Here is a 13,267-nt window from a genome sequence, read left to right as displayed (position 1 = left end):
TCCTTCCAGATGCATATGCTGTCGCGCAATCTTACCATGCGGTCCTGCCGGTCCTCGTCCATTGAGAACTGACGGTTACCCAAGGTTCCTGCAGGAGACCATCTGGGAGACCATCTCCCTCCCGCTTGTCGAATCAGGGATTTTCCCGAGGGACTCGCGAATTTCGCTGCCGTAGTCTCGGAGGGAATCCGTCATCGAATCGAAGGTGCCCATGGTCTTCTTCCTTCCGCAATTCATTCCCGACCTGCTGCAGGTGTTCCCGTTCGTGTGGGCGTTCTGCGTGCTGTGCGCGAAGCCCCTGCGCGCGCACCCGCTGGCGTTCTACCTGCCGTGGACGGCGATCGTCGCAGGCGCCACCGCGGCGAGCATGGGCGGCTTCGATTCCACGCGCGCCGCGATACCCCTGCTCGACACATTCCTCAATCTGACGAGCTCGGCGGTCGCGGGGGTGAGCTTCTACCTGATCGTCATGTTCATCGGCGCGATGCAGCGCGGTCCCATGGTGAAGAAGCTGTACTCCATCCGCTCCGAGATGTCGGTCCTCGGCGGCATCATCATCGCCGCGCATTGCGTGCGCGTGCTCCCCTATCTTCTCGTCTTCACCAGCCAGACGGTCTTCCAGGCGTTCGGCCAGGTGGGTGGTTGGTTCATGTTCTTCGCCAGCGGCGTGGCCGGTGTGCCCCTGATGCTTTGCTTCCTGGTTCCGTGGATCACCTCGTTCTCATGCGTGCGGAAGCGCATGTCGGGCGAGGCATGGCGCAAGGTCCAAAAGCTCGCCTACCCCATGATGGCGCTGATGGTGGCCCAGGGCGTGCTGCTGGCGGTGGGCCATGCCCTGGCCGGGTATCCCTTCGCCGACCAGTCCGCGCTGTACCGAATCGTGGCGAGCCCCGCAAGCTACGTCATGAGCCTTGCGAAGTACGTGGCCACCGCCTGGCTGTACGGGGGCATCGGGGTCGCCTACGCGTATCTGCGAGCCACCCGCGACAAGCGCATGGCATTGGGCACCGCCTCGCGCCGCGTCGATGCGGAATAGGTGCTATCGTCCCAGGGGGAAGCGAACGCATCCATTCGGAAGGCGAGGGCATGAAGACCGTTGAAGTGGTGGCCGCGGTGATCGAGCGCGATGGCAGCGTGCTTGCGACGCAGCGCGGCTACGGCGAGTTCAAGGGCAGATGGGAGTTCCCCGGCGGTAAGATCGAGCCGGGTGAATCGCCCGAGGAGGCGCTTACGCGCGAGATTCGCGAGGAGCTCAAGGCAGAGGTCGCGGTTGGTCGGCTCGTATACACCGTCGATTACGATTACCCCTCGTTCCATCTGCATATGCTCTGCTTCCTATGCCACCTTGTTGGCGGATACGCCTTGCTGGAGCACGAAGCCGCCCGTTGGCTGGATGCCGCGACTATCGGTTCCGTCGACTGGTTGCCCGCGGATTTCGGGCTGATTCGGTCGCTCAAGGCGCAAGGCATCGTGCGGGAGGGGGTTACGTCCATGCGTCCATGTCGACGGCGATTTGGCCTGCGCGGGCACCGAGGATGAGGGTCTGGCTCACGCTGTCCAAGTAGGCAGGCACGCCCTCCGATCTGCTTCACCATGCCCTAGTCGCCGTCGGTGTTGGTGGGGCCGCCGGGGTCCGCCATTCGGCCGATCTCGCCGCTGCCCACAATCACGAGCTTGCTTTCGTAATCCCAGGTCTGCGGAACGGTCCCCGTCACGGTGGCGGCATGTGCCTCGGCGGGCGCGCATCCGCTCAGGATTGTCCCAGCGAACGTGGCTTACCCCAGTGCGCGCGCCTTCGCGAGATCGCGGCGGGTAGCGTTTTTTGCGATGGTTTTCATGGCAAGTCCCCCTCTCTTCGGCAGGCGTATCGATCGCCTTCCTTTGCTGGGTCTAAAGTACCCATGCCATACGGCATATCCCAAACAGCAATTTCAGAAATGGCCATCTCGGTTGCTGGCAACTGCGGCGGTCAGTCGGTCTGCCAGGGCGAAAGTCCGCTGACCACGCATGCGCAAGAAGGAACGGGGGTGTCCGAGTTTTCTCGCCTACGAAGGCGTTACGCGATGTAATGCGAATCACACGCTTCTTGCTAATGCGCTTAACAACAGCGCAATAATTTGGTAAGTTGTTAAGCAGCTTGGTAAGTTGATGAGGCGGTTGCCCCCTCGCACCGGCGGCGCGCAGCCTCGTTCGATATAAAGCGATGAACCGCTATCCAGCTGATTGGCGCAACTCCGCCGGGCGGGGGCGCGAGCCTCCTTACAGTAAAAACCGATCGGCAGAGCGAGCGAAGCGATGCTCGGCGGCAGCGCGGTGCTCGCTCGTTGGTATAGGACGACGGCAGCCCTTTCCAGGGTTGCCGGCCGGCCGCCCCCCGAAGGGGATGGAACCCCAGCGGACTGGCATCACGCGACCCCCCGTCTGACGGAAATCATGCCCCATATCCGGTCGTCAGGAATATAGGACTGAAAGTCGCCGGGAGGCGACGATGATTAAGATACGAGGCAGATGTGGACGAGACCCGATACCTGGATGACCTGATCGGCAGGCTCCGCAAGGTCGGCACCGACGTCGAGCGGGTGGAGGTGAAGGAATCCGTTGGGAAGCTCCCCTCGAGCATGGTCGAAACGCTGTCCGCGTTTTCCAACGGGTCGGGCGGCTCGATTGTGCTGGGGCTGTCGGAGAAGAACGGGTTTCAGCCAGCCTCGGGCTTCGAAGCGAAGCGGATCGCGAATGCCTTGGCGGGCGCCTGCTCGGACAAAATGAGCCCTCCCGTTCGTGCGCATATCGAAATACTCCCGTTCGAGGGGTCCTTGGTCGTTCTGGCGAGCGTCCCCGAGGTTGCCCCGCGCGACAAGCCGGTCTATGTAACCGAGCGGGGAATGCACGAAGGTTCGTACGTTCGCTCCTTCGACGGCGACAGACATCTGAGCCCATACGAGATCGATCGTCTGACGGAGAACAAATACCAGCCTTCCTTCGATGCTGAGATCGTGCCCAACGCCAGAATGGACGACCTTGACGGAAACCTCGTTGCAGAAGTGCTCGAGCGCCAGCGTATGCTGCACCCTCGCGTATTCGCCTCGATTTCCGAGGAGGACGCGTTGGTCGACCTTGTGGTTGCCGCTCGGGACCAATCCGGGCAGTTGCGGCCGACGCTTGCCGGGCTGCTGGCTTTGGGGCGATACCCGCAGAAGTATTATCCGCAATTGACGGTTTCCTTCACCTGCTATCCTGGAGTTGCGAAAACGTCGGCCGAGAAGGTCAAGTATCTCGATTCCGAAACCATGGCGGGGCCGATTCCCCAGATCATCCACGACACGATAATGGCAGTCCGGCGGAACTCGCGAACCCGCAGCATTCTTCGCGACAGGGCTCGCGTCGATGTGCCCGACTATCCCACCGACGCAGTGCGCGAGGCGGTGTGCAATGCCCTCATGCACAGGGATTACTCGCCTATGGGAAGGGGCACGCAAGTGCAAGTGAACCTTTATTCGGACAGAATGGAAGTGCTGAGCCCGGGGGGCCTGTACGGCACCGTCACCGTGGACACTATCGGCTCGGCGGGCTATTCCTCCACGCGCAACCAGCATCTGTCTGCACTGCTGGAAACGACCCCCTTCGAAGGCGGGTTCGTCGCGGAGAGCCGCGGGACGGGTTTCCAGCTGATCGAGACCCTGTTGCGCGAAAGAGGAATGGGCGGACCGGTGGTCGCCGACTCAATTTCGATGTTCTCCATCGTTCTCAGGAAGAGCGCCCCGACGATCCCGCCTGGCGAAGCGGTTCGCAACGGCCGCGGGAGCGGGGCCGATCGCGTTCTCGGCTATCTCGAAGCGCACGGGGAATCGAGTTCTGCCGAGATCGCCCAGGCGCTCGGGATGCCGCGCAGCACGGTGAACTACCAGTTGAAGAAGCTCGTCGAGAGGGATGTGGTCGAAAGGATCGGGGAGCTCAGGAGCTCAAGGCAGAGCTATCGCCTGAACGGCTGATTGGAAGCGCTCGAAAAGATCGAAAAGATCGAAAAGATCGAAAAGATCGAAAAGATCGAAAAGATCGAAAAGATCGAAAAGATCGAAAAGATCGACCCGGGCACCTTTGTCAAGGAGGACGCCCGACTATAAGGGATAAGATGCAAGCACCCCTAGCATGCTGTCACTTAACGAAAGCTTAATAATCCTCACGCGTTGGTGATGAAATGGGGGCATGCGCCCGCGCGCGGGTATGCTGGGCATGCTGGAGAAGCGCAAGCGAGTGCTTTCGGCATCCGTGTAAGATAAAATTACAATTTTTATCCATTTAAAAGGGCTTTATAGGTCAAAAATGGATAAAATTTGATATTTTGTTGCCATGAAAAGATGATGAAACGCAGAGTAGCCGCTGACAACCGGATGCGCGCCTTCCGCCGCCTGATATACAATCAACGGGGTATCGGCTTGGGGAAGGGAAGCGATATGGGAAAGAAGATCCTGGTGGTCGTTGATATGCAGAACGATTTCGTCGACGGCGCCTTGGGCACGCCGGAAGCGGAGGCGATCGTCCCGGCGGCGGTCGACGAGGTCGAGGGGTTCGACGGCGAGGTCCTTTTCACGCAGGACACCCATGCGGCGGATTACCTGGACACCCAGGAGGGGCGCAACCTGCCGGTGGAGCATTGCATCAAGGGCACTCCCGGATGGGATATCATCGCGCCCTTGCGGGCGCTCCAACAGAAGCTCGGTGCGAAGGTGTTCGAGAAGCCCTCCTTCGGGTCCGCGGAGCTTGCGCGCTACCTTGCCCGCGCGAACGCCGTCGAGCCGATCGAATCCATCGAGTTCATCGGGCTGTGCACCGATATCTGCGTGGTCAGCAACGCGCTTCTCGTCAAGGCCGTCCTGCCCGAGGTGCCGCTGTACGTGAAGGCGGGGTGCTGCGCGGGGGTGACGCCCGCATCCCATGATGCGGCGCTGGCAACGCTGGCGAGCTGCCAGGTGAAGGTGCTGTAGCAATACCGCCGCGCGCCGCTGGGCATTTGCCGGGCAAAGGGGCGCTTGCGCCGTCCGTCCGTCGGCGAACTGGTAGAATGTCGCCCGTCTATCGTCATCGCGGGAAGGATGCACGTGGAGCGACCGCAGAGCGCCGCTGCCCAATCGGAGCAGCGCGAGCATTTCAAAAGCAGGCTGGGATTCATCATGGTTGCCGCCGGGTGCGCCATCGGGCTGGGCAACGTATGGCGCTTTCCCTACATCACCGGGCAGTACGGCGGCGCGGCGTTCATCATCCTCTACCTGCTGTTCCTGCTCGCGTTGGGCTTGCCGGTGCTCATCATGGAGTTCGCGGTCGGCCGCGCGTCGCAGCGCTCCACCGCGCGGGCGTTCCATGTCCTCCCCAGCGCGAAGAGCTTTCGCTGGTTCGAGCCGTGGGGATACGTCGGCTCGTTTCTGCTGCTCATGTTCTACACCACCATCTGCGGGTGGATGCTCGCCTACATCCCGCGCCTGGGGTCGGGCATGTTCAACGGGGCGGGTGCCGATGCGGCGGCCCAGGCGTTCGCCTCCCTCACGGGCAACCCCAGCGAACTGATCGCCTGGATGCTTTTCTCCGTCGCGATCGGCGTGATCGTTTGCGGCATGGGAATCGAAAAGGGCGTCGAGCGCGTGTCGAAGGTCATGATGTCGGCGCTCTTCGTGATACTGGCAATCCTCTGCGTGCGCGCCGTCACGCTGCCCGGCGCCGCTGCGGGCTTGGAATTCTACCTGCTGCCCGACTTCAGCCATCTGTTTGCGGGACAAACCGCCTCGGAGCAGCTGGGAACCTTCGGCAACGCCGTGTACGCGGCTATGGGGCAGGCGTTCTTCACGCTGTCCGTGGGCATGGGAGGCATGGAGATCTTCGGCAGCCGCATCGGCCGCGAGCGCAGCCTCACCGGCGAGGCCCTCTCCACGGTGGGGATGGACACGCTGGTCGCCATCATGGCGGGCCTTATCATCTTCCCCTCGTGCTTCGCGTATGGCATCAGTCCCGATAGCGGGCCCTCGCTCGTGTTCCAGACGCTGCCTGTGGTGTTCGGGCAGATGCCGCTCGGGCAGCTGTGGGGCGCCCTGTTCTTCGTGTTCATGGGGTTTGCGGCATTGTCCACGGTGATCGGCGTTTTCGAGCTTCTGGTCACATGGAGCATGGACCGGTGGAAATGGAATCGACGGCAAGCGGTGCTGCGTAACGGCGCGGCGCTGGCGATCCTCAGCCTGCCGTGCGCGCTGGGCTTCAACGTGCTCTCGGGCGTCGTGGTGCCGGGCATCGGCGACATCCAGGGCGTGGAGGATTTCATCGTATCCAACAACATCCTCCCGCTGGGAGGCCTGGTCTTCACCGTGTTCTGCTGCACGAAATGGGGCTGGAGCTGGGATAGCTTCGTGGACGAGGCGGATGCGGGGGCGGGCGTCCGCTTCCCCCGATGGATGCGCCTGTGGTGCACGTACGGTATCCCCGTGCTGGGGGTCATCATATTCATAATGGGGTATGCGCCCAAATTCGCCATTTGGTTTGGTATAGGATAGTGCATCGGAGACATCGCGTCGAAAGGACCGGCCATGCTGCCACTCGATATCGAACCGTTCGAATATGCCGACAGGATCGCCCAGGCGAACCCGCGGGGGATTCTCTTCACCACCAAAGTCGGCGTTGAGGTGGACACCATGGTCATCGGCTGGGGCCAGATCGGCACGCTGTGGGGGCGTCCGGTGTTCACGGCCTTCATCCGCACGAGCCGCGAAAGCTATCGCCTGATGGAGCTGCATCCCGAATTCACCATCAACGTTCCCATGGATGGCCGCCTGAGCAAAGACGTGTTCAGCGTCGCCGGCAGCACGAGCGGGCGTGACCATAACAAGATCGTGGAGTTGGGGCTCACGCTGGTGAACGGCCGGGTCGTGGATGTTCCCGCTATCAAGGAGGTGCCGCTCACCCTCGAATGCCGCGTGCTCTACCGGCACGAGATGGTCAAGGAGAACTTCCCCGAATGGGCGTTGCAGCGGTTCTATCCCGAAAACGTCACCGATATCGATGTCGGCGCCAGCTGCTACACGCATGTGATGTACGTGGGTGAGATCGTCGACTCCTACATCCTGAAAGGATAGGATCCGTCCCGATTCCTGGTTCTCGCTGTCGTATTCTGGTGCTGCATCGGCTCCATCGTATGCTTCTCGGGAAAGCCTCTTTACACTGGGACAAGCTAGAGTGTGCGCCTGAGCTGCTGCTCCTTGATGGTGCTCTCCAGCGACTGGTGCACGATGTTCGCAAATGGGGCGACGCCCTCAGTGACGCGGATGTAATGTGGGTCGCATATGCGTCGGACGATCAGCGAGAGCGCCGCATTTAGGTAGAACTCGGCAAGAAAGTCGACGCTCGCATCCTTCAACTGGCGATTGCTGAGCACGAATCTGACATCACGTTTCATGGCGGGTAGAAAGAGGCTGTACATATAATCGACAAGGTTGCCTGATTCGCACATCTTCAAAACCTTGGCGTAGTAGTCGCGCCTGTTCTCGAAACAGGTGGCGAGCGCGTCGAATATCTGGGAGCCGTCGAGCGAGCGGATGCCCCGTTTCACGAAGGCGTAATAGGGTAGGTCGGAATAGGGCGCATCGTAGTCCCTCTCGTACACGAGCTGCGAGGAAGGAAGGCGCTTCTTCAGCTCGCGCGCGAAGTCGTAGCGGAAGATCCATTCGATAAGTTGGTTCTTATCAACGAAATGATAGTAGAAGGTCTTTCGGTTCTTGCCGGCGGCCGAGATGATGTCTGAAACGGATATCTTCGATGGAGGCTTTTCCCCGGTGAGGGCTATGAATGCTTCAGCCAGTTCGAGTACGGTTTGTTTCGATGCCACGACGGATCGCCCTCTCCCCAAGTTGTTTCCGGTCACTTTTGGCATTTTGATGAACGAATGTTACTCCTTCTGCTCCCTATTATCGCAAAATAGTCCTGAAATATAGTAGTTCGATAAAAGAAAGAAATAGTTTTCCAAGGTCGTTTCGGATGAAAACTACCCATAATTGCGATTCTGGTGGTCCAAATGATAGGGACGCTAGCGTATTCTCTGCAATGAAGCAAGCCGGGAATCCGGCTGATTTAATGCGTTCGGACGGAGGATCTTAATGGATTTCAGCTTGACTGATGAGCAGGAGCTGCTGCTCGAAAGCGTACGCGAGTTCTGCGATCGCCACTTCACCGAGGACGTCATCAAGGAGATGTACGAAACCCACACCATGCCCGACGAGATTGCTGAGGCGTACCGCGATGCCGGGTTCGGCTTGATGGGCATCCCTGAAGAGTACGGTGGGATTCCCGCAGACCATGTGACCCTGGGCCTCATGATCGAAGAGCTCTACCATTCTGCTGGCTGCAACCACATTCTGTACCAGAACTCGCTCGATATGATCGACATCTGCAACTTCGGTACCCCCGAACAGATTCAGAAGTGCGTCGATGCCTACATGGAAACCGGCTGGCCCCTGTGCTCGCTGTCCATCTCCGAGCCGGGTGCGGGCTCCGATAACCGCAGCATGACCTGCACCGCCAAGAAGCAGGCTGACGGCACCTATATGCTCAACGGTCAGAAGACCTGGGTCACCATGGGCGCCCAGCTTCCCTACACGATCGTCGTCGCCAAGGACGAAGACCCCGCCCGCGAGAACAGCTCCATGAGCTTGTGGCTCATCAACATGGATCGCGAGGGCGTCTCCACCGCCCCGCTGCACAAGATCGGTCAGCAGTGCATTCCGTTCTGCGAAGTCTACCTCGATGGTGTCATAGTCACCGAGGAGGACCGCGTGGGAGCGCCGGGCGAGGGCTTCATGTTACTCATGAAGAACTTCGAGGTCGAGCGCGCTTTCATCGTTGCCGAGCAGCTCGGCCTAGCCCAAGCCGCTCTCGACGATGCCGCCGCCTACGCCAACCAGCGCATGGCGTTCGGCAAGCCCATCGCCAAGTTCCAGATGATCCAGGAAAAGCTCACCGAGATGGAGATCCGTGTCCAGAACACGCGCAACATGCTTTACAAGGTGCTCTGGGAGCTTGACAACGGCATCTCAGTGCAGCTCGACTCCGCCCTGCTGAAGCGCTACGGTTGCACCGAGTGCTTCAACGTGGGCGATATGGCTCTGTCCATCTATGGCGGGTTGGGCTACACCTCCGAAGTTCGCATCGGCCGCATCTGGTCCGACCTGCGCGGCAACATGTTCGGCGGTGGCACGCCCGAGATCATGGCCTATATCGCCGGTCGCCAGGTAGCCAAGAAATACGCTAAATAAGACCATTCGCTTGCCTTATCCCCCTCTCCATCGGCGGCTGTGCGGGGGGTGGCTGGACTATGCTTGCCTGCCCTTCGCCGCACGCGCTTCGGGCCACAGTCTTTCCGTAGAAAGGAACATTCAATGAACATCGTCGTTGCATTCAAAGTCGTACCTGACGACCAGGACATCCAGGTCGCAGCTGACCGCTCCCTCGATTACTCCAAAGCGAAGAACACCGTCTCCACCTACGACCTGAACGCCTTCGAAGCTGCTACGCAGCTTGCCGGCGCCGATGACAAGGTCATTGCCGTGACGGTCGGCCCCAAGTCCATCGACGAATCCAAACTTAAGAAGAACGTGCTTGCACGCGGTGCCGAAGAGCTTTTCATGATCGCCGACGATGCCTGCGACGGGCTCGACGCCCATGCGACTGCCGAGCAGCTTGCTACACTCATCGGTAAGGTTGGCGGATGCGACCTTGTTATCTGCGGCGACGGCTCCGCTGACAATTACGCACAGCAGGTCGACGTGCAGCTTGCCTCCAAGATGGGTGTGCCCGTGGTGAACGCAGCTCGTAAGATCGATGTCGCCGACGGTGCAGTCGTTATCGAGCGCCTGCTCGAGGATGACATCGAGACCGTTCGCGTGCCTCTGCCTGCCGTCGTCTCCGTCGTGCCCGACATCGCCGTGCCCCGTATCCCAGGCATGAGGGACATCCTGGCCGCCGGCAAGAAGCCGATGAACGTCGCCGCTGCAGACGTCGCTTCTGCGAGCGCCCTCGAGACGGTTTCCTGCCTCGCCCCCGAGCAGGCGGAGCGCAAGCTCGATATCGCCGATGCTACCGACGAAGGCGCCATCGAGAAGTTCGCCGCCGCACTCAAGGCTGCTCTGTAAGAAGACGTGCGCTCGTCGCATCTCCACTGAAAGGATTGAAAAGCATGAAATCTTTCGTCATAGCCGAGCATACCGACGTTGCTCGTGAACTCGCTGCCGGCGCACGCGGTGTCGCCGATGAAGTCATTCTCATCATGATCGGCGATGCCGCTCCTGAAGCAGCCGCCGACAAGGTTGCAACCATTGAGGTTCCCGCAGGCATCGCTGTCGAGTGCTCCGCCGAAACCATCATCGCATTCTTCGATGCCGAGCAGCCTGAAGTCGTCTTCGTAGAACCCACACGCCGCATGAAGATCGTCGCCGGCAAGCTCGCCGCACATGCTGGCACCTCCGTCGTCACCGATGCCATGAGCGTCGCCGCCGATGGCTCCGCTTCCTCCATGTACTTCGGCGGCGTTGCCGAGCGCGTGCAAAAAGCTGCTGGCAACGTGGCCATCTATACCATCGGTGCTGGTGTGTTCGCAGATGCTGCCGCTTCCGGTGCCAACGAGACCGTCGTCATTGACTGGGTCGAGCCCCAGTTTGCTATCGAAGTGGTCGCCAGCACCCCGATTGAGAAGAGCGGCGTCGATCTGACCAAGGCCGATGCGGTCATCTCCGTGGGTCGCGGCTTCGGCGACAAGGCCGACCTCGATCTGGCCTATGCGCTCGCCGACAAGCTGGATGCCGCCGTGGGTTGCTCTCGCCCTCTCGCCGAGGGCGTGGATTGGTTCCCGCACGAGGCGTATATTGGCGTGTCCGGTCAGATCGTCACTCCGAAGGTCTTCCTTGCCGCCGGCGTGTCCGGCCAGATGCAGCACATGGTCGGCTGCAATCGTTCCGGTGCCATCTTTGCTATCAACAAGGATAAGAATGCTCCGATTTTCAAGCAGTGCGATTACGGTTTGGTTGGCGATTTGAAGACGATCCTTCCCGCACTGACTGCTGCTCTGTAACCGAAAGGGAGCTATTAATGGCAGATTTCGATGCAATCGTCGTCGGGAGCGGTCTCGCCGGCTCCGTGGCGGCCCTTGAGCTCGCCCGTGCGGGCAAGGCCGTCCTGGTTGTCGAGCGCGGCAACTTCTCGGGCGCGAAGAACATGACGGGTGGGCGCATCTATGCTCATTGTTTGAAGTCGGTGTTTCCCGCCAATTACGATGATATTCCCTTCGAGCGCAAGGTCTCCCATGAACGCATCTCGCTCATGGCGCCCGATTCCAACTTCACGATCGACTTCAGCTCCGACGAGCTGACGAAAGACGGGCAGGAGTCCTACACCGTCCTACGCGCGACCTTCGACCAATGGCTGCAGGAGCAGGCCGAGGAGGCCGGTGCCGAATATATCAACGGCATCGCCGTTGAGTCGTTGATGAAGGACGAGTCTGGGAAGATCATCGGCGTCCGCGCCGGCGAGGACGAGATCACCGCCGAGGTCGTGCTGTTGTGCGACGGCGTGAACTCGTTGCTCACCAAGGAAGCGGTCGGGTTCGAGCGCCCCGAGGCCAGGTACATGGCCGTCGGCGTGAAGCAGGTGTTCGAGCTTCCTGCCAAGGAAATCGAGGCACGCTTCCAGTGCGCGCCAGGCGAGGGTGCCGCATGGCTTTTTGCGGGCGATGCCACCCATGGCCTGTTCGGCGGCGGCATCGTGTACACCAACAAGGAATCCATCTCGGTTGGTGTTGTGGCCGGCATTGAGGCGATTGCCAATCATGCTACCCGTCCGGTATACCAGATGCTCGAGGATCTGAAGGCCCATCCATCCGTGGCTCCCGTCCTCGCCGGCGCCAAGCTGGTGGAACATTCCGGCCATATGGTTCCCGAAGGCGGCATCAACATGATGCCCGAGCTCATTGGCGACGGCGTGCTCGTCGCAGGCGATGCGGCTATGATGTGCGTCAACCTGGGTTACACGGTGCGCGGCATGGATTATGCGGTGGCAGCCGGCCAAATCGCCGGCCAGCAGGCTGCTAAGGCGCTCGATGCGGGTGATACCTCCAAATCGGGGCTTGGAGGTTATGTTGATGCGCTGGAGAATTCGTTTGTTCTCAAAGACCTGCGTCAATTCCAACACGTGCCGGCCTTTATGGAAGGTTTCGGCCGAATGTTCAAGGGATATCCCGAAACGGTACGTGATGCCATGAACAAGATGTTCGTGGTCGACGGCACGCCGGTCGGTCCGGTGAAGAAAACCATGAAACCAATCATCAAACAGGTCGGCATCATGAACCTCCTGCGCGATGCGAGGGGAGCGATGAAGGCCCTATGAGCAACATAGAGATCGAAGTGAATGTTGACGAGTACCTGTCGCTGAACAAATATGAGGTCGATGAGGATAACGCGCATATCGAAGTCGATCTGGAAGGCGATGATGCGGAATTCGACAAGCTCATCCGCGTCTGTCCGGCGGCGTTGTACAAACGCGACGAGGACGGCAATAAGTCGTTCGACTACGCCGGCTGCCTGGAATGCGGCACCTGCCGTATCGCCTGCGGGGGCACCATCATCATCAAATGGACCAACCCGCAACCTACGATGGGGATCGAATACCGTTTCGGGTAGGTCTTAATGATATGCTGGCCGGACCAGAACCCCTGGTCCGGCTTTTTCTTCATTGGGAGGAACGCACATGAGCGAGGGAGAGCGCGGGGAACTTCCCGACTACATCGTCGAGGGGGCTCTTAACTACTTGTCCGATATGACGGGATTTTCAGCGCTGCATGCAGACGTGATCGAGCGCGGCCACGTGAGAAATCGCATGACGGTTCCCAAAGGCGCGACGAACATCATCGGAACCACGCATGGTGGCTTTATCATGGCGCTGCTCGACTCCACGTGTGGCATGGCGGCGCATACCATGGGCTATTCGAACACTACCGTGCAGATGAGCGTGAACTTCTTGAAGCCCGTCTGTGTCGGGGAGGAAATCCTCTTCGATGCAAACGTGCTCCACGGAGGAAAGCGTACATCGGTGGTCGAATGCCACGTCACCGATTCGGTTGGCAAGGTGCTCGTCTCCGCGACGTCGACCCTGTTCAATCTCGAGTATCTGACCGAGGAAAGCCCGCTGCTGGAGCCATTCTATCCTCGCAACGATCAACAGTTTGGCAATGTGAGCTGAAGGGGCGGCG

General features: G+C 60.1%; 14 protein-coding genes. 12 read left to right on the top strand and 2 right to left on the bottom strand.

Features of this window, described 5'->3' with window-relative positions:
* Positions 1-75: 75 nt before the first annotated feature.
* The gene (locus NOV21_RS00370; RefSeq protein WP_283169660.1) at positions 76-213 is read right to left on the bottom strand and encodes a hypothetical protein; all 138 of its coding nucleotides are present in this window, start codon (positions 211-213) and stop codon (positions 76-78) included.
* On the opposite strand from NOV21_RS00370, the gene NOV21_RS00365 reads away from it, so the two are divergent.
* The 6 genes from NOV21_RS00365 to NOV21_RS00340 all read left to right on the top strand — a co-directional run bounded on the left by NOV21_RS00365 (position 212) and on the right by NOV21_RS00340 (position 7,112).
* On the top strand, positions 212-1,036 hold the full coding sequence (locus NOV21_RS00365; RefSeq protein ID WP_283169659.1) for a hypothetical protein: 825 nt from the start codon (positions 212-214) through the stop codon (positions 1,034-1,036). The genes NOV21_RS00370 and NOV21_RS00365 overlap by 2 nt on opposite strands.
* A gap of 50 nt (positions 1,037-1,086) precedes the next feature.
* Entirely contained in the window at positions 1,087-1,539 is a 453-nt protein-coding gene (locus NOV21_RS00360; protein WP_283169658.1) for a (deoxy)nucleoside triphosphate pyrophosphohydrolase, read from the top strand.
* A gap of 971 nt (positions 1,540-2,510) precedes the next feature.
* Entirely contained in the window at positions 2,511-3,989 is a 1,479-nt protein-coding gene (locus tag NOV21_RS00355; RefSeq protein WP_283169657.1) for an ATP-binding protein, read from the top strand.
* 462 nt (positions 3,990-4,451) lie between these two features.
* Positions 4,452-4,982 (top strand): cysteine hydrolase family protein, encoded by a 531-nt coding sequence (locus tag NOV21_RS00350; protein WP_283169656.1) that lies wholly within the window; start codon positions 4,452-4,454, stop codon positions 4,980-4,982.
* Positions 4,983-5,090: 108 nt separating this feature from the next.
* Entirely contained in the window at positions 5,091-6,533 is a 1,443-nt protein-coding gene (locus NOV21_RS00345) for a sodium-dependent transporter (protein ID WP_428978380.1), read from the top strand.
* A 33-nt stretch (positions 6,534-6,566) separates the two neighbouring features.
* Positions 6,567-7,112: a flavin reductase family protein gene (locus NOV21_RS00340; RefSeq protein WP_283169654.1), complete on the top strand. Its 546-nt coding sequence runs from the start codon at positions 6,567-6,569 to the stop codon at positions 7,110-7,112.
* A 95-nt stretch (positions 7,113-7,207) separates the two neighbouring features.
* Here NOV21_RS00340 and NOV21_RS00335 read toward each other — a convergent pair whose 3' ends face one another.
* The gene (locus tag NOV21_RS00335; protein WP_283169653.1) at positions 7,208-7,861 is read right to left on the bottom strand and encodes a TetR family transcriptional regulator; all 654 of its coding nucleotides are present in this window, start codon (positions 7,859-7,861) and stop codon (positions 7,208-7,210) included.
* Positions 7,862-8,129: 268 nt separating this feature from the next.
* Here NOV21_RS00335 and NOV21_RS00330 point away from each other — a divergent pair, with 268 nt between their 5' ends.
* The 6 genes from NOV21_RS00330 to NOV21_RS00305 all read left to right on the top strand — a co-directional run bounded on the left by NOV21_RS00330 (position 8,130) and on the right by NOV21_RS00305 (position 13,257).
* Positions 8,130-9,284, top strand: coding sequence for an acyl-CoA dehydrogenase family protein (locus NOV21_RS00330; protein WP_283169652.1), 1,155 nt, complete (start codon positions 8,130-8,132; stop codon positions 9,282-9,284).
* Positions 9,285-9,407: 123 nt separating this feature from the next.
* The gene (locus tag NOV21_RS00325; protein ID WP_283169651.1) at positions 9,408-10,160 is read left to right on the top strand and encodes an adenine nucleotide alpha hydrolase family protein; all 753 of its coding nucleotides are present in this window, start codon (positions 9,408-9,410) and stop codon (positions 10,158-10,160) included.
* Between the two features lie 44 nt (positions 10,161-10,204).
* Positions 10,205-11,095 carry an electron transfer flavoprotein subunit alpha/FixB family protein gene (locus NOV21_RS00320; RefSeq protein ID WP_283169650.1) on the top strand — a complete coding sequence of 297 codons (891 nt, stop codon included), beginning with the start codon at positions 10,205-10,207 and terminating at the stop codon, positions 11,093-11,095.
* A 17-nt stretch (positions 11,096-11,112) separates the two neighbouring features.
* Positions 11,113-12,405 (top strand): FAD-dependent oxidoreductase, encoded by a 1,293-nt coding sequence (locus NOV21_RS00315; RefSeq protein WP_283169649.1) that lies wholly within the window; start codon positions 11,113-11,115, stop codon positions 12,403-12,405.
* On the top strand, positions 12,402-12,698 hold the full coding sequence (locus NOV21_RS00310; protein ID WP_283169648.1) for a ferredoxin family protein: 297 nt from the start codon (positions 12,402-12,404) through the stop codon (positions 12,696-12,698). Before NOV21_RS00315 ends, NOV21_RS00310 begins: the two co-directional genes overlap by 4 nt.
* Before the next feature lie 67 nt (positions 12,699-12,765).
* Positions 12,766-13,257: a PaaI family thioesterase gene (locus tag NOV21_RS00305; protein WP_283169647.1), complete on the top strand. Its 492-nt coding sequence runs from the start codon at positions 12,766-12,768 to the stop codon at positions 13,255-13,257.
* Positions 13,258-13,267: the final 10 nt, after the last annotated feature.

The organism is Curtanaerobium respiraculi (assembly GCF_024609215.1).
GTDB lineage: Bacteria > Actinomycetota > Coriobacteriia > Coriobacteriales > Eggerthellaceae > Curtanaerobium > Curtanaerobium respiraculi.
Note: the sequence above shows the minus strand (reverse complement) of the source record. Positions and strands in the feature narration are given on the sequence as shown.